The 23,219-nt window shown below is 71.9% G+C and carries 22 protein-coding genes and 1 pseudogene; 11 read left to right on the top strand and 12 right to left on the bottom strand.

Annotated features, from left to right (window positions below; translation table 11 throughout):
• The first annotated feature begins 11 nt into the window (after positions 1-11).
• From QC385_RS33170 to hypA, 3 genes are all read left to right on the top strand, one after another.
• Positions 12-218: a hypothetical protein gene (locus QC385_RS33170; protein WP_279545055.1), complete on the top strand. Its 207-nt coding sequence runs from the start codon at positions 12-14 to the stop codon at positions 216-218.
• Positions 219-298: 80 nt separating this feature from the next.
• A complete protein-coding gene (locus tag QC385_RS33165) occupies positions 299-448 on the top strand; it encodes a hypothetical protein (protein WP_279545054.1) in 150 nt (49 codons plus the stop codon).
• Positions 449-455: 7 nt separating this feature from the next.
• Positions 456-812 (top strand): hydrogenase maturation nickel metallochaperone HypA, encoded by a 357-nt coding sequence (hypA, locus tag QC385_RS33160; RefSeq protein WP_279545053.1) that lies wholly within the window; start codon positions 456-458, stop codon positions 810-812.
• 53 nt (positions 813-865) lie between these two features.
• On the opposite strand, the gene hypE is transcribed toward hypA, so the two are convergent.
• From hypE to QC385_RS33115, 9 genes and pseudogenes are all read right to left on the bottom strand, one after another.
• Entirely contained in the window at positions 866-1,936 is a 1,071-nt protein-coding gene (hypE, locus tag QC385_RS33155) for a hydrogenase expression/formation protein HypE (protein ID WP_279545052.1), read from the bottom strand.
• Positions 1,929-3,071 (bottom strand): hydrogenase formation protein HypD, encoded by a 1,143-nt coding sequence (gene hypD, locus QC385_RS33150; protein ID WP_279545051.1) that lies wholly within the window; start codon positions 3,069-3,071, stop codon positions 1,929-1,931. Before hypD ends, hypE begins: the two co-directional genes overlap by 8 nt.
• Positions 3,068-3,349, bottom strand: coding sequence for a HypC/HybG/HupF family hydrogenase formation chaperone (locus QC385_RS33145; RefSeq protein WP_086849068.1), 282 nt, complete (start codon positions 3,347-3,349; stop codon positions 3,068-3,070). Before QC385_RS33145 ends, hypD begins: the two co-directional genes overlap by 4 nt.
• Positions 3,350-3,352: 3 nt before the next feature.
• The gene (gene hypF / locus QC385_RS33140) at positions 3,353-5,665 is read right to left on the bottom strand and encodes a carbamoyltransferase HypF (RefSeq protein WP_279545050.1); all 2,313 of its coding nucleotides are present in this window, start codon (positions 5,663-5,665) and stop codon (positions 3,353-3,355) included.
• Complete coding sequence (gene hypB / locus QC385_RS33135; RefSeq protein WP_279545049.1) at positions 5,662-6,399, bottom strand: hydrogenase nickel incorporation protein HypB; 738 nt, start codon at positions 6,397-6,399, stop codon at positions 5,662-5,664. The genes hypF and hypB overlap by 4 nt, the downstream gene beginning before the upstream one ends.
• A gap of 41 nt (positions 6,400-6,440) precedes the next feature.
• A pseudogene (locus QC385_RS33130) lies at positions 6,441-7,024 on the bottom strand (hydrogenase maturation protease); the annotation flags it as partial.
• Positions 7,021-8,766 carry an enoyl-CoA hydratase-related protein gene (locus QC385_RS33125; protein WP_279545047.1) on the bottom strand — a complete coding sequence of 582 codons (1,746 nt, stop codon included), beginning with the start codon at positions 8,764-8,766 and terminating at the stop codon, positions 7,021-7,023. The gene QC385_RS33125 and the pseudogene QC385_RS33130, both read right to left, overlap by 4 nt.
• Positions 8,767-8,868: 102 nt before the next feature.
• Positions 8,869-10,359, bottom strand: coding sequence for a family 43 glycosylhydrolase (locus tag QC385_RS33120; RefSeq protein WP_279545046.1), 1,491 nt, complete (start codon positions 10,357-10,359; stop codon positions 8,869-8,871).
• Positions 10,356-13,616 carry a discoidin domain-containing protein gene (locus QC385_RS33115; RefSeq protein ID WP_279545045.1) on the bottom strand — a complete coding sequence of 1,087 codons (3,261 nt, stop codon included), beginning with the start codon at positions 13,614-13,616 and terminating at the stop codon, positions 10,356-10,358. Before QC385_RS33115 ends, QC385_RS33120 begins: the two co-directional genes overlap by 4 nt.
• A 371-nt stretch (positions 13,617-13,987) precedes the next feature.
• Between QC385_RS33115 and QC385_RS33110 the strand changes: the two genes are divergently transcribed.
• The 3 genes from QC385_RS33110 to QC385_RS33100 all read left to right on the top strand — a co-directional run bounded on the left by QC385_RS33110 (position 13,988) and on the right by QC385_RS33100 (position 17,160).
• On the top strand, positions 13,988-15,022 hold the full coding sequence (locus tag QC385_RS33110; protein WP_279545044.1) for a LacI family DNA-binding transcriptional regulator: 1,035 nt from the start codon (positions 13,988-13,990) through the stop codon (positions 15,020-15,022).
• A gap of 55 nt (positions 15,023-15,077) precedes the next feature.
• The gene (locus QC385_RS33105; RefSeq protein ID WP_279545043.1) at positions 15,078-15,836 is read left to right on the top strand and encodes an IclR family transcriptional regulator; all 759 of its coding nucleotides are present in this window, start codon (positions 15,078-15,080) and stop codon (positions 15,834-15,836) included.
• Positions 15,837-15,951: 115 nt separating this feature from the next.
• Complete coding sequence (locus QC385_RS33100; protein WP_279545042.1) at positions 15,952-17,160, top strand: PP2C family protein-serine/threonine phosphatase; 1,209 nt, start codon at positions 15,952-15,954, stop codon at positions 17,158-17,160.
• Between the two features lie 7 nt (positions 17,161-17,167).
• Here QC385_RS33100 and paaK read toward each other — a convergent pair whose 3' ends face one another.
• Positions 17,168-18,526: a phenylacetate--CoA ligase PaaK gene (gene paaK / locus QC385_RS33095; protein ID WP_279545041.1), complete on the bottom strand. Its 1,359-nt coding sequence runs from the start codon at positions 18,524-18,526 to the stop codon at positions 17,168-17,170.
• Positions 18,523-18,933, bottom strand: a complete 411-nt coding sequence (gene paaI, locus QC385_RS33090; protein WP_279545099.1) for a hydroxyphenylacetyl-CoA thioesterase PaaI — start codon at positions 18,931-18,933, stop codon at positions 18,523-18,525. The genes paaK and paaI overlap by 4 nt, the downstream gene beginning before the upstream one ends.
• Positions 18,934-19,131: 198 nt before the next feature.
• On the opposite strand from paaI, the gene paaA reads away from it, so the two are divergent.
• From paaA to paaE, 5 genes are read left to right on the top strand one after another with little or no spacing between them, the layout of a single operon-like run.
• A complete protein-coding gene (gene paaA / locus QC385_RS33085) occupies positions 19,132-20,118 on the top strand; it encodes a 1,2-phenylacetyl-CoA epoxidase subunit PaaA (RefSeq protein ID WP_279545040.1) in 987 nt (328 codons plus the stop codon).
• A complete protein-coding gene (paaB, locus tag QC385_RS33080; protein WP_086598780.1) occupies positions 20,115-20,408 on the top strand; it encodes a 1,2-phenylacetyl-CoA epoxidase subunit PaaB in 294 nt (97 codons plus the stop codon). Before paaA ends, paaB begins: the two co-directional genes overlap by 4 nt.
• A 25-nt stretch (positions 20,409-20,433) precedes the next feature.
• Entirely contained in the window at positions 20,434-21,261 is an 828-nt protein-coding gene (paaC, locus tag QC385_RS33075; RefSeq protein ID WP_279545039.1) for a 1,2-phenylacetyl-CoA epoxidase subunit PaaC, read from the top strand.
• Positions 21,255-21,770 carry a 1,2-phenylacetyl-CoA epoxidase subunit PaaD gene (gene paaD, locus QC385_RS33070; RefSeq protein ID WP_279545038.1) on the top strand — a complete coding sequence of 172 codons (516 nt, stop codon included), beginning with the start codon at positions 21,255-21,257 and terminating at the stop codon, positions 21,768-21,770. The genes paaC and paaD overlap by 7 nt, the downstream gene beginning before the upstream one ends.
• Complete coding sequence (gene paaE, locus QC385_RS33065) at positions 21,770-22,885, top strand: 1,2-phenylacetyl-CoA epoxidase subunit PaaE (protein WP_279545037.1); 1,116 nt, start codon at positions 21,770-21,772, stop codon at positions 22,883-22,885. The genes paaD and paaE overlap by 1 nt, the downstream gene beginning before the upstream one ends.
• 7 nt (positions 22,886-22,892) lie before the next feature.
• Here paaE and QC385_RS33060 read toward each other — a convergent pair whose 3' ends face one another.
• Positions 22,893-23,216, bottom strand: a complete 324-nt coding sequence (locus tag QC385_RS33060) for a hypothetical protein (RefSeq protein ID WP_279545036.1) — start codon at positions 23,214-23,216, stop codon at positions 22,893-22,895.
• Positions 23,217-23,219: the final 3 nt, after the last annotated feature.

Here is a 23,219-nt window from a genome sequence, read left to right as displayed (position 1 = left end):
GAGAGCACCCCATGGGCAGCATCAGAGTGGGCCGGGCGCAGGCGAAGCCCGACACGCCCGGGCACGTCGCCGGCATGCACCAGGGCAACAAGGGGCGGTACGACGAGCAGAAGGGGCATCACGAGGACGGCACCGCCGACGCGCGCCGTTCCACGGGGATCCACTGGAAGCGGCATGACGCCCTCGCGGAGACCATGCCGAACATCTCGCCGGGATGAGAGCCGTGATGAGAAAGCAGGGAGTCACCGTAATGAAGGTCCGACGAGCACGCAGACCCGTCGCGCGAAGGCGAGGCGGTGTGAGCGGACAGCGGGTGCTGAAGGCCGAGGCCGTCCTGGTGGGCGGTGCGGCCCTGGCACTGCTGTGCTGGGAGTTTCCCAGCCTGAGGCGAGAGATGCGGATCTGGCGGATGGCCGGAGGTTTCCGCGCCGGCCACCGCTACCCGTGAGCCGGCCGTGCACGAACTGTCGATCGCGACCGCGATCATCGAGCGGGCCGGCGAGCTGGCCCGGGCGGACGGGACGGCCACCGTCTCGGCGGTGACCGTCCGGGTCGGCGAACTGGCGGGCGTCGTCCCCGACGCCCTGGACTTCGCCTTCGAGGTGGCCCGCGACGGCACCGCCCTCGCCGGGGCCCGGCTCGTGGTCGAGCAGGTCCCCGCGCAGGCCTGGTGCGGCCCGTGCGCCGAGGAGTTCCCGGTGGGCATGCCCCCGTTCTTCTGGTGCCCGCGCTGCGACCAGCCCACCAGTGACCTGCGCAGCGGCCGGGAACTGGAGATCACCGGGATCGAGCCGTCACCGGCCCCGGCATAGCGTGAGGGGCCCCGCCGACGCGTGCGGCGGGGCCCCTTCACATCCGGACCGGATCAGCAGATGCGCGGCAACTGCTCGCCGAGCGGCAGATCCACCACCCGCGTGCCGCCGAGGCCGGTGGCGGCCACGACCATGCCCGGGTGATCGGCGACGCACTCGCCGATCAGCGTGGCTCCGGCACCCTGCGGGTGGTCGCGCATCGCCGCGAGGACCTCGTCCGCCGCCGACGGGGGCACGAAGGCGACCAGCCTGCCCTCGTTCGCGACGTAGAGGGGGTCGAGCCCCAGGAAGCCGCAAGCGTTCGCCACCGCGTCCGGCACCGGAATGGCGCGCTCCTGAAGCCTGACCCCGGTCCCCGAAGCACGGGCGATCTCGTTGAGCGACGCCGCCAGGCCGCCCCTGGTCGGGTCGCGCAGCACATGGATGTCCGGGGTGACGGCCAGCATCGCCGCCACCAGATCCGCCAGCGGCGCGGTGTCGCTGGCGATCTCCACCCCGAACTCCAGCCCCTCCCGCACGCTCATGATCGCCACCCCGTGCAGGCCGATCGGCCCGCTGACGATCACGGCGTCCCCGGGCCGCGCACGCCGGGGCCGGATGTCCACCCCGTCCGGGACGAGCCCGACACCGGCGGTGGTGACGTAGACACCGTCGCCGTGCCCGGACTCCACCACCTTGGTGTCACCCGTGGCGATGGTGACCCTCGCCGTCTCGGCCGCCGCACCCATGGCGCGGGCGATCCGCTCCACGACGGTCAGCTCGACGCCTTCCTCCAGGACGAACGCGGCGGAGAGATACGCGGGCCGCGCACCGCTCATCGCCAGGTCGTTCACGGTGCCGTTGACCGCGAGGTCGCCCAGGCTGCCGCCGGGGAAGAACAGTGGCCGGACCACGTAGGAGTCGGTGGAGAAGGCCAGCCGCGCGCCGCCCAGTTCGAGGACGGCGGAGTCGGCGAGACCGGCGAGGGTGGCGTTGCCGTAGGCGGGGGTGAAGACCTGCTCCATCAGCTCCGCCGACAGGGCTCCGCCGCCGCCGTGGCCCATCACCACCACACCCTGGTCGCGCAGCGGGGCGGGGCAGGTCCAGGTGGCCGGGTCGACCACATCGGAGAGTCGCTCAGGCAACGGGAGTCACCCCTTCCTGCGTGGCCCGGCCGGTCTGCGGCGTCGGGGCGTTCATCCGGCGGTACAGGTAGTAGGCCGCGCAGGCGCCCTCGCTGGAGACCATGGTGGCGCCGAGCGGGGTGCGCGGGGTGCAGGTGGTGCCGAACGCGGCGCACTCGGTCGGCTTGATCAGCCCCTGGAGCACCTCACCGCTGCGGCACTCCGCCGGCTCCTCGGTACGGATCCCGGTGACGTCGAAGCGGTGCTCGGCGTCGTACGCGCGGAAGGCGTCGCGCAGCCGCCAGCCACTGGCAGGGATCCGCCCGATACCGCGCCAGGACCGGTCGGTGACCTCGAACACTTCCTCGATCATGCGCACGGCGGCCGGATTGCCCTCCTCGCGCACGGCACGCGGATACGCGTTCTCCACGCGGTGCTCGCCACGCTCCAGCTGCCGGACCGCCCGGCGGATGCCCTCCAGGATGTCCAGCGGCTCGAACCCGGTCACCACCATCGGCACCCCGAACCGCTCGGTCAGCTCCGGGTACTCCGCCGTGCCCATCACGCTGCACACGTGCCCGGCGGCCAGGAAGCCCTGCACCCGGCAGGCCGGAGCCGTCATGATCGCCTCGACGGCCGGGGGCACCCGCACATGCGACACCAGCAGGCTGAAGTTGTTCAGACCCAGCCGCCGCGCCTGGTGCACGGCCATCGCGTTGGCCGGGGCCGTGGTCTCGAAGCCGATCGCGAAGAACACCACCTCCCGGTCGGGGTGGCGGCGGGCCAGTTCCAGGGCGTCGAGCGGCGAGTAGACCACGCGTACGTCGCCGCCCTCGCCCTTGACCCGGAACAGGTCGCGGCCGGTGCCCGGTACCCGGAGCATGTCGCCGAAGGAGCAGAAGATCACCCCGGGCCGCGAGGCGATCTCCAGTGCCTTGTCGACGACCTCCAGCGGTGTGACACAGACCGGGCAGCCGGGGCCGTGGATCAACTCGACCTGCTCGGGGAGCAGTTGGTCGATGCCGTGCCGGATGATCGAGTGGGTCTGCCCGCCGCACACCTCCATCAGGGCCCACGGCCGGGTCGCGGTGGCCCGGATCTCGTCCAGCAGCCGCCGGGCCAGCTCCGGGTCGTTGAACTCGTCGATGTACTTCACGCCGTTCCCGCCTCCTTCGCCGCCTGCTCCCAGGCGTCGCCGAACTCCTCCTCCAGCAGCCCCAGTTCCTCGAACAGCTTCAGCGAGGCCAGGGCCGACTCCTCGTCCAGGCGCTGGAGCGCGAAGCCGACGTGCACGATGACGTACTCGCCCACCCGCACGTCGGGCACGTACTCCAGACACGCCTGTTTCTGCACTCCGCCGAAGTCGATCAGCCCGGTGAGCGGATCCGCGCCGTCGTCGATGGCCACGACCTTGCCGGGCACTGCCAAACACATGGGTCACTCCTCCTGTCGTAGGTGCGCCGCGACCACCAGCTGGCCGAGGGCCAATCCGCCGTCGTTCGGGGGGACTTCGCCGTGGCGGAGCACCACGAAGCCCTCGCCGTCCAGCAGCCGTGCGCACTCCTCCTCCAGCAGCGCGTTGGCGAAGACCCCGCCGCTGAGGGCGACGGTGGCCAGGCCGGTGTCCCGGCGCGCACGCCGGCAGACCTCCGCGACGGCCCGTGCCACCGCGCGGTGGAAGCGGGCGGCGAGCACGGGGGCCGGGGTGCCGCGCCGCAGATCGGCGACCAGCGCGCCGAGCACCGGCCCCGGGTCGAGATCGCCGGCGAAGGCGTACGCCGACGAATCGGCGTCCCAGGCCGCGGCGGCGGCCGCCTCCAGCTCCAGGGCCGCCTGGGCCTCGTATCCCGCGCGATGACACACGCCGACGAGCGATGACACGGCGTCGAAGAGGCGGCCCATGCTGGAGGTCGCCACACAGGCCACACCGCGCGCCAACTGCCGCCGCAGAACGGCCAGCTCATCGGCCGTGCAGGCGGTCACGCTCGGCAGGTCCGCGTCCCACGGCAGCCCCGCCGCCCACAGCCGGGCCAGCGCCAGACGGCACGGGTTGGCCACGCCCGCGTCGCCGCCGGGCAGCGGGGCGGGGGTGAGGTGGGCGTAGCGCCGGAAGCCGTTGTAGCCGGCGAGCAGGATCTCGCCGCCCCAGACGGTGCCGTCGTCGCCGTAGCCCGTGCCGTCGAAGGCGACGCCGATGACGGGTGCGGTGCCGTCGAGGCCGTGCTCGGCCATCGCGGAGGCGATGTGCGCGTGGTGGTGCTGGACCAGCACAGGGGCGTGCCCGGCCAGCCGGGCGGCCCACCTCGCCGAGTGGTATCCGGGGTGCCGGTCCGCGGCGACGACTTCGGGGGCGACGCCGGTCAGGCACCGCAGGTGCGTCTCCGCCCGCCGGGCCGCCTCCAGAGTGGTCAGATCGCCCATGTCGCCGATGTGCGGGCCGAACCAGGCCTGGTCGCCCTCGCCGAGACACAGGGCGTTCTTCAGATCGCCGCCCACGGCGAGCGCGGGCCGCACCGGGACCGGCAGCCGCAGCGGGCGGGGCACGTATCCCCGGGAGCGGCGCAGCACCTGCTCGGTGCCGTCCGGGCGTACCCGCAGCAGGGAGTCGTCGCAGGGCGAGGCGATGGGCCGGTCGTGGGCGAGCCACGCGTCGGCCAGCCCGGCGAGCCGGGTCAGCGCCTCGTCGTCGTCCGTGACGATCGGCTCGCCGGAGCGGTTGCCGCTCGTCATGACCAGCACACGCGGTCCCGGCGGATCTCCGGGGAGGCCGAACAGCAGGGTGTGCACGGGCGTGTAGGGCAGCATGACGCCCAGGTGGGGGCTGCCGGGGCAGACGCCGGGCGCGAGGCCCGCCTGCCCGGCCCGTCGGGGGAGCAGGACGATGGGGCGCCGGGGGCTGGTGAGGGCGGCCAGTTCGGGCGTCGAGAGCACGGCGATCCGCCGTACGGTGTCCAGGTCCGCGCACATCACCGCGAGCGGCTTGCCGCCGCGCGCCTTACGGGTGCGCAGCGTCTCGACGGCTCGCGCGTCGGTCGCGTCGCACGCCAGGTGGTAGCCGCCGAGGCCTTTGACGGCGACGATCCGCCCGGCGGCCAGCAGGGCCCGCGCCGTCGCGAGTGCGTCGGCGTCCCGTGCCGGGCGGGCCTCGCTGCCGGCGGCGGGCACCAAGCGCAACCGGGGACCGCAACCGGGGCAGGCCACGGGTTGGGCGTGGAAACGCCGGTCCGAGGGATCGCCGTACTCCCGGGCGCAGTCGGAGCACATCGGGAAGCCGGCCATGGTGGTGACCGCCCGGTCGTACGGCATGCCGGTGGCGATGGTGAAGCGGGGCCCGCAGTGGGTGCAGGTGACGAACGCGTGCCGGTGCCGGCGGTCGGCCGGATCGGTCAGGTCCCGCAGACAGTCGGCGCAGGTCGCCGTGTCGGGCGGGAGGAGGGTGCGGCCGGGGGAGCGGTCGGTGGAGCGGATGGTGAAGGTGCCGTCGGCGCCGCTGACGGGCAGCTCCTCGAACCCGACGCCGTTGACGGTGGCCAGCGGCGGCGGCTGCGTGGCCAGCCGGTCGCAGAAGCCGGCGACACGGTCCGGCGGGCCCTCCACCTCGATGAGGACTCCGTTCGCCGTGTTGCTCACGAAGCCCGCGAGGGCGAGATCGGTGGCCAGGCGGTACACGAAGGGCCGGAAGCCCACGCCTTGTACGGTGCCGCGCACGGTGACGCGGCGGCGCACCGCCTGTGTGGCGGGCGCTGTCACGAGACGAGGCCGGCTTCGGCGCCCTCATGGGTGTGGGTGTGCGGGCGGGGCGCCAGCGGAGGCCGGTGCACCGGCCCCCCGTCCCGTACGGCGAGGACCCGCTCCAGAAGAGCGTCGACGCCGGCGCCGGTGCGGGCGCAGGACCGCAGCACCTCCACCCCGGGGTTGACCCGCTGGACGTGGGCGCCGAAGGCGGTCTCGTCGAACCCGGCGGGCCCGGACAGATCCGTCTTGGTCAGCACCACCAGCTGGGCGGACCCGAAGGCCGTCGGGTACTTCAGCGGCTTGTCCTCCCCCTCCGTCACCGCCATGAGCACGATCCGAAGGCTCTCGCCGAGGTCGTAGGACGCCGGGCAGACGAGGTTGCCGACGTTCTCCACGAACAGCAGCGAGGTGTCCTCGGGCAGCCAGCTCTCCACGTGGCCGCGCAGCTGCCGCGCCTCCAGATGGCACAGCCCGTCCGTCAGCAGCTGCTTCACGGGGGCTCCCGAACGGGCCAGCCGGTCGGCGTCGTTCTCGGTCGCCAGGTCGGCGGTGAGCGCGGCCACCGGAAGGCCCCGCTCCACCGCCCTGGCGAGCACCCGCCCGAGCAGTTCCGTCTTCCCGCTGCCCGGGCTGGACAGCAGGTTGACCACGCTCACTCCGCGCCGGGCCAGTTCGTCGCGCAGGCCCGCGGCCAGACCGTCGTTCTTCGCCAGGACGGCCTGAGTGACCTCGTCCACGGAATCGCACATGGGCGCCGCTCCTCGCGGTGGGTGGGGAAATCGGTCCGCCACCGATCCTCGGCGCCGTCTGTCACGGTGCCCGGCAGCCCGGCGGGGACAGGGCGGGGGATTCGTCCGGGCGGCTCAACGGAGGCGTGGCAGCCGGGTCGGCGAGCAGCACCGGAACCATGGCGTGCAGGGCCGCGACGGCCCGCCCGACCGCTTCGCGCACCGTCGCGCTGATGCCCGGGGCGATGTCCTCGTCGGCGGATGTCCGCAGCTCGGGCTCACAGGCCAGGACGAGGACGCGCGGGAGCGACTCGTCACCCAGGTGGGCGGCGAGGGCGAGGACCTTCGCCGGGTCCATGCCGTGCGCCTCGGGCGGGGCGCCGACCGTGGCGCGGTCGGGCAGGTCCGGCTCGATCAGCGACAGGGTGCCCGGTTCGTGTCCCCGTACGGCGGCGTCGACCAGGACGGCCGTGTCGTAGCCGTCGAGCAGCGCGTACGCGAGGTCCATGCCGCGGATGCCGAAGTCCTCTACCCGCACCTCGGGCGGCAGCGGGCGCTGCTCCAGTGCGCGGATCACCTCGGGGCCGAAGGCGTCGTCCGCGAGGAAGATGTTGCCGACGCCCGCCACGAGCAGCCGCGCGCTCATCGCGCGCCTTCGGTCGCGAGCGGCCGGGCGGAGCCGCTCGGGACCTTGCGGACGAAGGCGGACCGCAGCGCGTGGTAGGGGGCCTGCGGGTCGAAGAAGATGGCGCGCATGCGGGCGAGTTCCGTTCGCCGGTATTCGGCGAGGGGGCGCTGGAGCTCGTCCGCGTGGCGTGCCGTGGCCTTGGCGGTGATCCGGCGGGCGATGTCCGGGTCGCCGGCCACATCGGCGGCCAGACGCTCGACCTCCATGGCGAACTCCTGGGGAGGAACAGGCACCAGACGGTCCACCAGCCCGATCCGCGCGGCCGTCGCGGCGCTCACCGGCAACGCCTCGCTCGTCAGCCGCTCGGCCGTCTCGGCTCCCACGCGGCGCGGCAGCGAGTACGTCCAGAACTCCGATCCGTACAGACCCATGTTCCGGTAGTGCGGGTTGAGGACGCTGCCCGAGCGGCACCACACTTCGTCGGCGGCCAGGGCCAGCATGACACCGCCTGCCGCCGCGTTGCCGCCGAGCGCCGCCACCACCAGCCGGTCGGTGGTGCGCAGCACGGCCTCCACCAGGTCGTTCATGGCGATGAGGTTGGACCAGGACTCACCCGCCGGGTCGCTCGACGCCTCGATGACGTTGAGGTGGATGCCGTTGGAGAAGAAGTCGCGGGCGCCGCCGAGCACCAGCACCGAGGTGCAGCGGGTGAGCGCGTACCGGTAGGCGGCGAGCAGCCTGCGGCAGTGGTTGGTGCTCATCGCCCCGCCCGGGAACGAGAAGGACAGGAAGCCGACGTCGTCCCGCTGCCGGTAGCGGATGTCGGCCCAGGTGGTGCGGTTCGGCGGCAGTTCGAGCGGGGCGGCGATCTCCGGCAGCCAGTACGGGCGGTCGTTCGAACCCGGCATGCCCGGGCCGCTGCCGGGCGGCACCGGGAGGGAGGCGAGGACCGAGGCCGCCGGACGGCGGAAGGGGGCCGGGTCGCCGGAGTTCTTGCGGGGGCGCAGTTCCGGGATCCACACCGCGCCGTCCCGGGTGGCCCGGCAGAGCGAGCCGGACCGGGTCGCCAGCAGTTCGCCCGGCCGGCCGCGCAGCCGGTCCTCGGGATGCCCGCCGTGCAGGAACACCTCCTGGCCGCACAGTTCGTCCAGGACGCCCGGCTGCGAGTCGGCGCCGCGGAGCTTGCGCAGTACCGTCTGGGTGCTGTCGTCCTCCCAGTCGATCCGCCGCTGCTCCTGGCGGAAGAAGTCCCGCCACACCACACGGATCCCGGGATCGCTCTGCGGCCGCGGTTTGAACGATCCGTCGGCGAACCGCCCGACGGCCAGCAGCACCGCGTCCGCGGCGGCGTCGGACAGTTCGTTGCGGTACACGTCGCTCTTGCCGGCCTGCGGCACCCGGAAGGACCCGTCCGCCCAGATGTCTCCCGCGTCCATCGCCGCCTCGGCCTGGAGCACCGTCACGCCCCACTCGGGTGCCTCCTCGGCGATCGCCCAGTCCAGCGACGACGGGCCCCGGTCGCCGGGCGGTCCCGGGTGCACGATCAGGCAGGTGTGCTCCTGCCACACGTCCTCCGGCAGGGCCGACTTCAGCATCGGCGCGACGATCAGTTCCGGGTGCACCTCCCGTACGGCGGCCCGGACCGCGTCGGCGCCGTGCGAGGCCAGGACGACGTCCACGTGGTGCCCTTGGTCCGACAGTTCCGCGTACACACGCTGGGACAGGCTGTTGAACGCGCTGACGACGAGCAAGATGTCCATGACATGGCATGCTCGCCGGTCGAGGGGGGCCCGAGAAGGACCGCGGCGGCGTTTCGCCGGTCTTCACGGGCCCCTTGCTCCATCCGGATACCTGCGCGGCCGCTACTCGCCCGAGGGCGCGGTCAGCGGAACGCCGAGGCCCACCGGGGTGCCGAAGTCCGGCGTGCCGTCGGCGTTCCAGGTGAACTTCTGTGCCCTGGTCGAGCGGTTCATGTCGCAGCCGCCGCTCGCCGAGCTGTTCGCGTGGTACACCATCCAGTCCTCCGTGCCGTCGGGCGACTTGAAGAAGCCGTTGTGACCGGGGCCGTACACGCCGTTGGCGTCGGACCGCTGGAAGACCGGGTTCGGTGACTTGGTCCAGGACGAGGAACTGAGCGGGTCGCCGCCGTTGTACGTGAGCATGCCCAGCTTGTAGTCGGGGGTGGAGCAGTGGCTGGCGGAGTAGACGATGAACGTCTTCCCGTTCCGCTGGAGCACCTCGGCGCCCTCGTTGACCGCGCCGCCGACCGTCTCCCAGCCGTAGGTGGGGGTGGACAGGATCCGGCGGGTACCGCTCGCGGTCCAGGGGTTCGACAGCGGCCGGATGAACATCGGCTGCGAGCCGTTGTAGAACGTGCCCAGCAGGTAGAGCTTGCCGTTCAGCTGGAGGATGCCCGGGTCCAGCTCCCAGGTGTTGTCCTGGGCCGGGTCGAGCAGGTCGGCCTTGAAGGTGTACGGCCCCATAGGGTCCAGGCCGGCGCTCTCCAGGACGTGGATCCGCTGCGTACCCAGGTCGAACGGCTCCCGCCCGGCGGTGTAGTAGAAGTACCACCGCTTGCCGTTCGGGCCGTCCAGCAGATGGAACTCGGGCGCCCACATCGTGCCCGCCCCGTTGGGCCGGGTCAGGTTGAAGAGCACCTGCTCGGTGGCCGTGGCCAGCCCTGCCAATGTGCGGGACCTGCGCATGGTGATCGTCGAGTTCCAGGTCGTGGTGGCGAGGTAGTAGTAGCCGTCGTGGTAGGTCATCCAGGGGTCGGGGCCGCGCTGGGCGATCGGGTTCGTGAAGGTGTTCGGGCCCGTGCCGCCCCGGGTGAAGCCGGGCAGCCGCCACAACCTGCCGTTCGAAGCGGAGCACGGCAGCTGCACCAGGCCGGTGTTCGACGCCGAGGAACCTCCACTGGGCGTGACGCACTTGCCCGAGCTCGCCGAGACGAGGTTGAAGGTCTTGTCCCCGCCGCTGACCGGCACCAGTCGCCACCGTTGGTTGGTGCCGCCGTGGCACGGCCACTGGATGATCGTCGCGTTGTCCGCCGTGGAGGCGCCGTGGACGTCGACGCACTGACCGGACCGGGTCGTGATCGTGTACGAGTCGCTCGTCCCCGCAACGGGGGCGAAGCCGAGGCTCTGGTTCGCGCCGGAGTCGCACGCGAAAGCACGCAGCTGCGTCCCGCTGGCCGACGAACCGCCCGGCAGGTCGAGGCAGTTGCCGCCGTTCTGGTTCACGCCCGTCGAGGTGAACGAGACGGCGGCGGCAGCGGGCGGCGGTGCGGCCAGGAAGGCGACCGCCATGGTGAGGGAGGCGAGGAGCGCGGACAGGCGGCGGGAACGGGTCACGGGCCGTACACCTTCGCTTCCAGGAGGCCGACGGAGTTGGTGCCGTTGCTGGTGAGCTGCACACGCAGTCGCGTGGTGTTCGTCGCGGTGAACGTGACGGTGTTGTACCGGTTCTTCGCCACCGGGTAGGCGCTCGCACCGGGCACGTCGACGTAGGCGCCGCCGTTCCAGTACTGGAGCTTCCACGAGGCGGGCATGTCGATGCCCTGGTCGTCGTCGAAGAAGTACACCTCGGCCTTGTTCAGCGTCTTCGCCGACGGCCAGGTCAGCTCGGCCCACTGCTGCCCGCTCTCCGGCCAGGTGCCCCACCGCGGGTTCACCGTGTCGTGGGAGGAGGGCGGGTCGACCCCGTCGTTGACGGCGGTGACGCTCTCCCAGGGGGAGGTGTACGAAGCGGACGCCGTCGCCGACGACGCCAGGTTGGCGGGTGGCTGGGCACCGCCCCGGTGGTGGACCTTGATCTCGGTCAGGCCCGTCTTCGCCCCGGAGGCATGGGTGGCCAGGAGCCGGACGCGCTGGGCGCTGATCGCCGGGAACCGCACCAGGTTGTAGTTGGCCCGAGGGGCGGCCGGACTCTTGGTCTGCTCGGGCACGTTCACCCAGGAACCGCCGTCGTGGTACTGGACCGTGTACGACGACGGTGCGCGGTAGGTGGTGCTCGCCGGGCGGCTGTCCTTGAAGTACAGGCGTATCTCGTTCAGCGTCCGGGCGGTGCCGAAGTTCAGTTCGTACCAGTCCTGGCTTCCGGCGGAGCCGCCCGCGCCCCAGAACGGCTCGTTGACGGGGTAGCCGTCGACGGCACCCGAGACCGTGCTGCCCGGCCCGGTGTGGGAGGCGGACGCGGTCGCCCCGGAGGCGAGGTTCGCCGGGTCGGCGGTCAGGTCGACACCGGCCTTGGCGAACATGTCGACCATGCGGGGACTGTCCTGCACGACCTGGGTGGGGGCCTTCAGCCCGGCGACGGCCGTGCGGTGGGTGACCGTGCCCTTGGTGGTGACCTCACCGGTGGCCGGGTCCCAGGTGAAGGGCGTCAGTGAGCTGACGGTGGCGGCCCGGTCGCCGTTGACGTAGATCGAGTAGCCCTCCGGGACGCCGGGGTAGCGCGCCACGCCGTCGGCCGGGTCGTCCCAGACGATGGACAGGTCGGCGCCCCGGTAGCGGAGGTTGTTCACCGTGAAGTGGGACCAGCCGATGTCGATGGGGGAGAGCTCGACCTTGGCGTCGTTGCGCGGCCGCAATCCCGCCACGTCCTCGATCACGGTCCAGTTGCTGCTGCCGAGGATGTTGTGGTGGATCCATGACCGGTAGTTGATCGAGTTGCCGTTCCAGTCGGCCCAGAACTCGTTCGCGTCCGGCCACCGGGTGTCGCCGCCGACGTACTGCGCCCAGGTGTTCCAGTAGAGGAGCTTCTTGTAGTCGGTGGCGTTCATCCAGGAGTTGGGGTAGTTGCGCAGCACCGAGGAGTAGAGCCGGAACTGGACGGTGGAGTTGATGGTCGAGAAGTTGTTGGAGCCCGGTTCACCGGCCTCGGCCGCCGCCTTCTTGTCGGCCTGGTTGGCCGTGAAGAAGGGGAAGACCGGGTACTGGGCCGGGTCGTCGAACAGCCGAAGGGCCTGCCGGTACGTCGCTGTGTTCGGGACGGCACCGACCGAGAACGGGTAGTAGTTGTTGATCTCCTTCCAGGGCACCCACTCGTTCGTCGACTTCAGCCGGTGCTCGAACAGCTGCCGGTTCGGGTTCCACAGCACATCGACGATGGCTTCCTTGATCTGGTTCGCCAGCGTGCGCATCTCGCCCGCCTTGGCCGTGTTGCCGGTCGCCTCGTACGCCTGCGCGGCGGCGAGCGCCCCGCTGTACTGGTAGGCGGACTCGGCACGGTCCATGTTCCCGGGCTTCCAGTGGAAGGACACCGCGTCGGCGTCGTTGCCGGTCAGGGCACCCCAGTCGTACTCGATGAGGTTGTTGTCGTCGTGGTCGTAGTGGGCGAGCTGGCCCTTGACGTCGCCCTCGGCGTACCGCGCGAGGCCGGCGGCGATCGCCGGCTGGCCCCCGTGGATCTGGTAGCTCTTCCAGGCCGCCTCGGCGATGTACTGGGTGTAGCTGTTGGACCAGTTCTCCGGGTCGCCCGGGTTGTCCAGGAAACGGCCGCCCTTGGAGGTCTGGCCGACGCTGAGCCAGTCGCCGTAGGCGTACGACGGGTCGCGCAGGTACTTCAGGTCGTCGATGTGCATCGGCTGGGTGAGCGCGATGGCGTTGTTGTATCCGAGGACGCCTTCGGTCGAGGTCGGGAACTGGAAGGTCTGCCCGGGGATGTCGGCGTCGAGGTGGTTGAAGCGCATCAGCCACCAGCGGTAGTAGATGTTCTTCTTGATCGCGGGCTCGGGCACGTCGATGTAGGGCACGTTCTGCGCCCACCACCGGTTGTAGGCCCTCACGTGGGTCGCGAACGCGGTGGCCGCCGAGTAGCCCGCGTAGGCGTCGTACTCCGTGCGCGACCCGGGGATCTCGTCGGTGACGAAGCCCATGACCACCTTGGCGGTCACGGTGGCCCCGGCGGCGACCGTCACGGACCGGTCGAGGCCGCCGCCGGAGACGGTGAACCCGTCGCCCGTGAGTCGCGGGCGGATGGTCGTGAGGTTGTTGTGGGCGTTCACCTGCCCGGTCAGTTCACTGCCGCTGCCGGAGGTGGCGTACGGCGACGTCGCCCGTAACCGGAGCGTGGTGGAGCCGGAGCCGTTGTTCCTGATCGACAGGTTGGTCACGGCCACGTTGTCGTCCGTGATGAACTTCGTCTGCTCGACCGTGACCGAGCCGCTGGTGTGCACGCTCTTCCAGTGGCTGGGCGTCTGCCGGCGCTGCGCGACCTGCTCGGTGAAGGTGCCCGGGGACACCGCGACGGTGTAGGCGTTGTCGCCGGTGATGCTCTCCCAGTAGGCGACCTTGCCGCCGAAGCCGAACCGGGCGGGGTCGTGCTCCTTCATGAAGAGCGCGCGTCCCCGGCTCATCAGCCAGGGCCCGGCCGGGTCGTTGCCCGAGCGGGCGAGCAGGCGGTCCATCCAGAAGTCGGTCCCCGAACTCTCCGCGTCGTAGATCGCCCGCATCATGTCGCCTGGCGTGTGGGCGACGGGCGGGGCGGGGATCGAGGGGCCGCTGAAGGTGGGAAACCCGATCGTCTGCGCCGCCGCGGCCGGGCCGGCCGGGACGAGGGAACAGACGCCGAGCACCAGTGCGGCCAGCAGTACCTGCGGTCTTCTCATCGGATGCTCCCTGTCCGGACCGGGAAGAGCACGGAAACGACCTAAAAGGTTTTCGCAACGTAGGAGGGAGCTGATGAAGTGTCAAGAGAGCCGTACATCATGGGAGTTGGGCGGCCGGGTGATGAGGTGTGGTCGGAGAGTGAGTGAACGACGCGGTCGCGGGTCCGGAAAACCTTTCAGGGTGGCGTTGCTCGCGAATGCGCTCAGCGCGCCCCGACCTGCCCCTCCAGGAGGCCGGGGGCCGGGCGGCGCGCGTCGAGCGCACGAGGCTCGACGCCTTGACGCGGCCCGTCTCACTGCGTACGTATGACTGCGCAGTCCGGCATCCGGCAATCCGGCATCCGGCATCCGGCAGGACGAAGGAGACACGCATGACGTCAGCGGGAGGACGGCCCGGCGGAACCGCGCCGCGCAGCGTGGACGTGGCCCGGCTGGCCGGCGTCTCGCAGAAGACGGTGTCGAGGGTCCTCAACGGGGAGCGGTACGTCTCCGACGAGGTACGCCGGCGGGTGCTGGACGCGGCCGGGGAGCTCGGCTACCGGCTGAACAGCGCGGCCAGGGCGCTGGCCTCCGGCCGGACCCGCTCCATCGGTGTCGTCACGCTCGGAACCGCCCTCTACGGGCCCGCGTCGCTCCTGATCGGCGTCGAGCGGGCCGCGCGGGACGCGGGATACGCGCTCCGGGTGGTCAACACGCTGGAAGGCGAGCCGGGAGGTGTCGTCGGCGCCGTGGAGTCGCTGCTGGAGCAGGGCGTGGACGGCATCGTCGTCTCCGAGCCCATCGACGAGGGAGCCGTCTCCCTCAGCGTCGACGTGCCGGTCCTCGTCCTCGGAGCGCCGGCGACGTTCGGCGGCACCCGGACCGTCGCCACCGGCGTCGGCGCCGAACTCCTCGCGCGCACGGCCACCGAACACCTGCTGGACCTCGGCCACGCGACGGTCCACCACCTCGCGGGCCCCGAACGGTGGTTCGCCGCCCGGGACCGCATGGAGGGCTGGCGCGGCGCACTCACCGCGCGGGGCCGGGAGCGGCCGGCCGTGCTCGTCGGCGACTGGTCGGCCGCGTCGGGCTACGAGGCGGGCCGCGCACTCGCCGCCGACGGTGACGTCACCGCCGTGTTCGCCGCCAACGACGACATGGCCATCGGCGTGATCCGCGCCCTGACGGAAGCCGGACGGCGCGTACCGGACGACGTCAGCGTGGTGGGCTTCGACGACGTCCCCGTCGCCGCGTATGTGACCCCGCCGCTGACCACGGTGCGCCAGCCTTTCGACGCCGTGGCGCGCGAGGGACTCCGGCTCCTGGTGCGGGCCATCGAGAAACCGGACGCGGAACCGGCACCGGCGAACGACCCCCCGGTCGAACTCGTGGTCCGCGGCTCGACCGCACCACCGCCCTCCCGGTGATGCCCGCCTCCTCCCGGGCCTTGCCCGCGCCGGACCGGTGGCGCACGCTGTTCCTATGGGTGCGCAAGAGGGCCCTACGCTCATCACCTCCGTCCAGCGGGCCATGCGGCTGCTGGAAGCGGTGAGCGCGCACCAGAACGGCGCGCCGGCGAAGCAGCTGGCGCGTGAGACCGGCCTGCCCCTGGCCACCGCCTATCACCTGCTGCGGACGCTGGTGCACGACGGGTACGTGCGGAAACTGGACGACGGCGGGTTCGTCCTCGGCGACAAGTTGCAGACGATTCGCACCACCGGCCGCGCGCAGGCGCTGCTCAGCCGCGTCCGGCCCACGCTCGCCGCGCTGCGGGACGAGCTCACGACCCCCGCCTACCTCACCTTCTACGAGGAAGGTGAGATCCGGGTCGCCGAGATCGTGGACGGCCCCGGGGCGCCCCGCGTCGATCTCTGGGTGGGCTTCGAGGACGCGGGGCACGCGACCGCGCTGGGCAAGTCCGTCCTCAGGGAACTGGACGAGGAGGCCCGCAAGGACTACCTCTCCCGCCACCACCTCGCCGACCTCACCCCGCGGACGGTCACCAGCCTGCCGGAACTGCTCCGGAGGCTGGAGACCTCGCCCCTGGCCCCGGCCGTGACGGACCTGGAGGAGTACGCCCTCGGCACGGTCTGCGTCGCCGTCCCGGTCTACAGCGGGGACACACTCGGCTCCCTCGGTGTGTCACTGCCGGCGAACCGGCTCTCCCGGCTGCCGGAGATCAGCGCGCGGCTGCTCCCGACCGCGAGCCGCGTGACGCGGAGTCTCTCGCTCACTATCTGAAAATCCGCTCCTTGCCGCTGTCCCGGCTCACCCCGTTTTCTGGATGAAACAGACATTTCAGGGGTGCGCCCCCAGCCCGGCGCCCCGCTCACAGGTGAGGAACACGGATACAGACATGAGCCACCCCCGAGACCTTGGTGACGACCACTGGGCCGTACGGCCGTTCAGGAACCGAGTGGCCGGTACCCGGGCCTCGGCCCGCAGACGCGCATTCGCGCAGCTGGCCGCCGGTACGCCCGTCCTGCCCGTACTGATCGTCATCGTCATCGCGCTCGTCGACCTCGTCGGCGGGGCCGGGATGATCTGGCTGCCCCTGCTCGCGGCCGGTCCCGCCCTCGCGGCCACGACCAACGGACCGCGCGGAGTCCTCTCGGTCGGCTTCCTCGCCGTCGTGCTCGGCGCGACGCTCGGTTTCCGGGACGGCATCCCGGGCCGCGAACTGGCCGCCGTACTGTCCGCCCTGGCGGCCGTCACCCTCGCGAGCGGCCTGGCCGGCGTCCTGCGGGGGCGCCGGGAACGGGTGCTCGCGGCCGTCCGCTCGGTCGCGGAGACCGCCCAGCACGCGCTGCTCAAGCCCGTGCCGTCGACCGTCGGGCCCTTCCAGGTGGCCGTCCGCTACAGCGCCGCGGCGGCCGAGGCCCGCATCGGCGGGGACCTCTACGCCCTGATACCCACCCCGCACGGGGTGCGGCTGATCGTCGGCGACGTGCGCGGCAAGGGGCTGCCCGCCGTGGGGACCGCCGCGCTGGTGCTCGGTGTCTTCCGCGAGGCCGCCCACGACGAGCCCGACCTCCTCGCCGTGGTCGACAGGATCGAGCGGAGTCTGGCGCGCAACCTCGGTCACGACGACTTCGTCACCGCCGTGGTCGCCGGATACCCGCAGGCCGCCGGGCATCTGGAGGTGGTGAACTGCGGGCACACGCCTCCGCTGCTGGTGCGCGCCGGCGGGAGCGTCACGCCGGTGGAGCCCGCCCACCCGTCCCCGCCTCTCGGGTTGCGCGCCCTCGCCGGTCACGCGCCCAGCCTCCACGCCCTGCCCTTCGCCGACGGTGACCAGCTGCTGCTCTACACCGACGGGGTCACCGAAGCCCGCGACCACGGGCGGGCCTTCTACCCGCTCGCCGAAGGACTGGAGCGCCACGTGTCCCACGAGCCGGCCCGCACCCTCGACGCGCTCCACGACGAGCTGCTGGCCCATGTGGGCGGCCGGCTGCACGACGACGCGGCACTGCTCCTGATCCGCAAGCCGGCCGCGTCCGAAGCAGGGGTGCCCGCCGAGGTGACCCCTCCCGGTGCGGCTTCCGAGGCGCGGTGCTACCTGTGAGGGCGTGTTACCGCTGCTCGCGCAGGTCCTTGACCCGGCGGAGCTTGCCGACGGAGCGCTCCAGAGCCTCCGGTTCGACGATCGTCACGTCGACGGTGACGCCGACTCCGTCCTTGACGTCCTTGGCGATCGCGCGCGCGGCGGCCTCGCGCCGCTCGGCGGGCGTGCCGGGGCGGGTTTCGACACGGACGGTCATGTGGTCCATGCGGCCGCGCCGGGTGAGCTGGATCTGGAAGTGCGGTGCGACACCGGGCGTGCGCAGCACGATCTCCTCGATCTGGCTGGGGAAGACGTTCACCCCACGCAGGATGATCATGTCGTCGCAGCGGCCGGTGATCTTCCGGATGCGGCGGAAGGCGGGCCGGGCCGTGCCGGGCAGCAGCCGGGTCAGGTCGCGGGTGCGGTAGCGGACGACCGGCAGGGCCTCCTTGGTCAGGGACGTGAAGACCAGCTCGCCCTCCTCGCCCTCGGGCAGCACCTCACCCGTGATCGGGTCGACGACCTCGGGGTAGAAGTGGTCCTCCCACACGTGCAGCCCGTCCTTGGTCTCCACGCACTCCTGGGCGACACCCGGGCCGATGACCTCGGAGAGGCCGTATATGTCGACGGCGTGGATGTCCATGCGCTCCTCGATCTCGCGGCGCATCTCCTCCGTCCACGGCTCGGCACCGAAGACGCCCACGCGCAGGCTGCTGTCGCGCGGGTCGACGCCCTGGCGTTCGAACTCGTCGAGGAGCGTGAGCATGTAGGAGGGGGTGACCATGATGATCTCGGGCTGGAAGTCCTGGATGATCTGCACCTGGCGTGCGGTCATGCCTCCCGAGGCGGGGATGACGGTGCACCCGGCCCGCTCGGCCCCGTAGTGCGCGCCGAGGCCCCCGGTGAACAGCCCGTAGCCGTAGGAGATGTGCACCTTGTGCCCGGGGCGGCCGCCCGCGGCACGGATCGAGCGCGCGACCAGGTCCGCCCACATCGACAGGTCGTTCTCCGTGTAGCCGACCACGGTGGGACGGCCGGTGGTGCCGCTGGAGGCGTGGACGCGCCGGACCCGGTCCATGGGGACGGCGAACATGCCGAACGGGTAGGTGTCGCGCAGATCCGCCTTGGTCGTGAAGGGGAAGCGGGACAGGTCCTCCAGCGAGCGGCAGTCGTCGGGTCCGACACCGGCGTCATCGAACTTCTTCCGGTACGTCTCCACGTTGTCGTAGGCGTGGCGCAGGCTCCGCCGCAGCCGGTCGAGCTGGAGTTCGCGGAGCTCCTCGCGCGTCAGGCGCTCGCCGTCGTCCAGCAGGTCGTGGGGGAGGGGCTCGCCCCGCCGCTGCCCGGCCGTCGCCGGGGTCGTCATGGCCGTCGTCTCGCTGGTCATCCCGACTCCTTCGGCGTCGTGCCCCGGATGCTGCGGCTGCGGCCCCGGAACTCCGCGATCACCTCGTCACCCCGCAGGACGGTCACGTCGTAGAGGCCGCTGCGGCCGTACCGCGTGCGCTCCTCGGCCCGCGCGACGAGAATTTCGCCTTCGCAGGCCGGAGCCACGAAGGTGATGTCGGCCCCGGCCGCGACGGTCACCGGGCCGTGGCTGTTGCAGGCGCAGGCGAAGGCGCTGTCGGCGAGCAGGAAGACGTAGCCGCCGTGGACGATGCCGTGGCCGTTCACCATCGCCGGCGTCACGGTCATCCGGAGGACGGCGGCCCCCTCACCGTGCTCCAGCAGCTCGACGCCCAGGCTGCGGGAGGCCTCGTCCGTGGCGAACATCGCCTCCGCGGCCGGCGTCATGTCAGCCGTATCGGTCACTTCTCGCACCACCTCGTGGATCGATCGCATCATCTTGTGACCCGACCGAACATTCGGTTAGCTTCGGCGTTGCCAAGTAATCCAGTCGCCCTGAGGCCTGTCAAGGGTCGGGGGCTTACCAAGGCGCGCGGCGTCGTTCTATGATGGACCGAACGAATGGTCGGTTGGGAAGTGGGACGGATGGACACGACACACTCCAGCCCCCCGGGGGCGGACGGCGCCGAGCCGGTTCTCCAGCGGCATTTCGAGGCGACGATCGCGCGGGACCAGCGGATCGAGCCGCGTGACTGGATGCCGGAGGGCTACCGGAAGACACTCGTCCGGCAGATCGCGCAGCACGCGCACTCGGAGATCATCGGCATGCAGCCGGAGGGCGAGTGGATCACGCGTGCGCCGTCGCTGCGCCGCAAGGCCATTCTGTTCGCGAAGGTCCAGGACGAGGCCGGGCACGGGCTGTATCTGTACTCGGCGGCGGAGACGCTGGGCGCCGACCGCGCGGATCTGACCGAGCGGCTCATCGAGGGCCGCCAGAAGTACTCCTCGATCTTCAACTACCCCACGCTGAGCTTCGCGGACGTGGGGGTGATCGGCTGGTTCGTGGACGGGGCGGCGATCTGCAACCAGGTGCCGCTGTGCCGGTCGTCGTACGGGCCGTACGCGCGCGCGATGGTGCGGATCTGCAAGGAGGAGTCGTTCCACCAGCGGCAGGGCTACGAGCTGCTGATGACGATGATGCGCGGCACCGAGGAGCAGCGGGAGATGGTGCAGGACGCGGTGGACCGCTGGTGGTGGCCGTCGCTGATGATGTTCGGCCCGCCCGACGACGCCTCGCCCAACTCCGCCCAGTCGATGGCCTGGAAGATCAAGCGGCACAGCAACGACGAGCTGCGTCAGCGCTTCGTCGACATGACGGTCCCGCAGGCCGGGAAGCTCGGTGTGACGCTGCCCGACCCGGAGCTGCGCTGGAACGAGGAACGCGGGCACCACGACTTCGGCACCCCGGACTGGGACGAGCTGATGCGGGTCATCAAGGGCGACGGCCCGTGCAACGCCCAGCGGATGGAGCGGCGCCGGGCGGCCCACGAGGAGGGCGCCTGGGTGCGTGAGGCGGCCACCGCACACGCGGCCAAGCAGGCCGCCCGCGCGGAGAAGGGAGCGGTGGCATGACCGACGGGAAGCAGAACTGGCCGCTGTACGAGGTGTTCGTGCGCGGCAAGCGCGGACTGAACCACGTCCACGTGGGCTCGCTGCACGCCGCCGACGACCGCATGGCGCTCACGCACGCCCGCGATCTGTACACGCGGCGCAACGAGGGCGTGAGCATCTGGGTGGTGCGCTCCGAGCACATCGCCGCCTCGACCCGGGACGAGAAGGACCCGTTCTTCGAGCCCAGCGCCGACAAGGTCTACCGGCACCCGACCTTCTACGACATCCCCGAAGACGTCCCGCACATCTAGTCACCGAGGCCATCGAGGAACAGGCATGAGCGACGACCACGTCTACATGACCCTCGCCGAGGGGCACGAGGACGACACCCGCTGGGCCTACGGCACCGGCTTCGAGGACCCCCTGCACGGCGTCGACACCGCTGTACCCGACGGCGTGGACGCCGGAGAACTGGCCGCCCTCTGCGTCACCCTGGCCGACGACGCCCTGGTCTCGGCTCAGCGGCTGGCCGAGTGGACCACCCGCGCCCCGGAGCTGGAGGAGGAGGTGGCGCTGGCCAACATCGGCCTCGACCTGCTCGGCCAGGCCCGTCTGCTGTACTCCCGCGCGGGCCAGGTCGACGGGACCGGGCGCGGCGAGGACGCCTACGCCTACTTCCGCGACGCCGGCGAGTTCCGCAACGTACGCCTGGCCGAACTCCCCAACGGCGACTTCGCGTTCTCGGTCGTGCGGCTGCTGGTGTTCTCCAGTTGGCGCCTCGCGCACTTCGAGCGGCTCACCGCCCATCGCGACCCGGTGCTCGCCGCGATCGCCGCCAAGGGCGTGAAGGAACTGGCCTACCACCGGCAGTACGCGGCCGAGTGGGCGGTACGGCTGGGCGACGGCACCGAGGAGTCGAAGCGCCGGACGCGCAGGGCGCTTGAGCAGGTGGCGCCCTACCTGGGCGAGTTGTTCACGGCGTACGACGTACGGGACGAGGTCGTCGCCGTCCTGCGCCAGGTCACCGAGGCGGCCGGGCTGCCCATGCCCGTCTACCGGCCGCTGCCCGGCTCGGGCCGCACCGGAGAACACACCGAGCATCTCGCCCCGCTGCTGGCCGAGTTGCAGGGCGTGGCCCGCGCCCACCCGGAGGCGACATGGTGACGACGACCCTGGACGCGCGACGGGCCCGGCGCATCGCCGAGCAGGTGCCCGACCCCGAGCTGCCCATGCTCACGCTGGCCGACCTCGGAGTGCTGCGCGAGGTGTCCCTGGACTCGGACGGGACGGTGGTCGCGAGCCTGACCCCGACCTACTCGGGCTGTCCTGCCATGGCCGAGATGCGCGCCGGCGTGGCCGCCCGGCTCAAGGACGCGGGCTACGCGCGCGTGGAGATCCGCACCGTCCTCGACCCACCGTGGACCAGCGACTGGATCACCCCACAAGGCCGCCGCAAGCTCGCCGAACACGGCATCGCCCCGCCCGGGGCGGCCCCCGCGCGCACTGCCGGATCGGTCCCGCTCGTGCTGTCGCCGACTCGCCGCTCCGTGCCCTGCCCCCGCTGCGGCAGCGCGGACACCGAGGAGACCTCCCGCTTCGCCGCCACGTCCTGCAAGGCGCTGTGGCGCTGCCTCGCCTGCCGTGAGCCGTTCGAGTACGTCAAGGAGATCTGATGGAGGACCTGATGGAGCCGGCCCCCGCCCCGGCGGCACGCGCGCGTGCCCGCCGACGTCCGGTCTTCCACCCCCTGCGGGTCGCCGCCGTGCAGCCGCTGTGCGAGGACGCGGTGGCCGTCGGCTTCGACATCCCGGGCGAGCTGGCCGAGGAGTTCGCCTTCGCGCCCGGCCAGTCGCTCACCCTGCGGCGCGAGGTCGACGGCCGGGACGAGCGCCGCTCGTACTCGATCTGCTCACCCGTCGGCACGGCACCGCGCATCGGCGTCCGGGTCGTACCCGGCGGCCTGTTCTCCTCCTGGCTGGTGCACGAGGTACGCCCCGGCGACACCGTCGAGGTGATGGCCCCCACCGGCGCCTTCACACCTGACCTCACCACCTCCGGCCACCACGTCCTGATCGCGGCCGGCTCCGGCATCACGCCCATGGTGTCCATCGCCGAGTCCGTCCTGGCCGCCGACTCCCGCTCGACGGTCACGCTCCTCTACGGCAACCGCCGCACCGGCACGGTGATGTTCGCCGACGAACTGGCCGACCTGAAGGACCTGTACCCGACGCGGTTCCAGCTCGCCCACGTCCTCTCCCGGGAGCCCCGCGAGGCCGAGGTGCTCTCCGGCCGCCTCGACGCCGAGCGGCTGTCGGCGCTCATCGACGCGCTGGTCGATGTGGACGCCGCCGACCACTGGTGGCTGTGCGGCCCGCACGGCATGGTCCGCGCCGCCCAAGAGGTCCTGGCCGGTCTCGGCGTGCCCGGCGACCGCGTCCACCAGGAGCTGTTCTACGCCGACGACGAACCCGTACGCGAGGTCCACCACGCCGAGGCCGGCCCCTCCGGCCCGGTCAGCCAGGTCACCGTCACCCTCGACGGCAGGTCCACCACCTCCGCCCTGCCCCGCGAGCGGACCATCCTGGAAGGTGCCCAGCAGACCCGTCCCGACCTGCCGTTCGCCTGCAAGGGCGGGGTCTGCGGCACCTGCCGCGCCCTGGTCACCGACGGCAAGGCCGACATGCGCCGCAACTTCGCCCTCGAACCGGCCGAGGTCGACGCGGGCTACGTCCTCACCTGCCAGTCGTTCCCCGTCTCCGACGCGCTGACGGTGGACTTCGACACCTGACCCCGCGTCAGGGCTCTCCCATACCCAGGTCTTCGAGTTCCTCCGCGCACTCCTCCGGCACGGCCACGTCCCCGACGATGACCGACTGGTACCCCACGGTCGGCGACGGCCCGAACGCCTCCCGGTGCTCGCGCAGGGCCTCGGCCCGGGCCTGCTCGATGTGGTCGGCGAACTCCTGGCAGTCGACGGCGTACGTGCCGGTCGGCGTCGGCTCCCCGGCGGGGGAGCCCGAACCGCCCGTGGGCGACTCGGCGTTGAGCGCGTAGGTACCGACGAGACCGGCCAGACACACTCCTGCCCAGGCGGCGACGATCCGCCGACGGGCACTCAACGG

It is taken from the genome of Streptomyces sp. DH10, assembly GCF_029813805.1.
Lineage (GTDB): Bacteria > Actinomycetota > Actinomycetes > Streptomycetales > Streptomycetaceae > Streptomyces > Streptomyces coeruleofuscus.
Note: the sequence above shows the minus strand (reverse complement) of the source record. Positions and strands in the feature narration are given on the sequence as shown.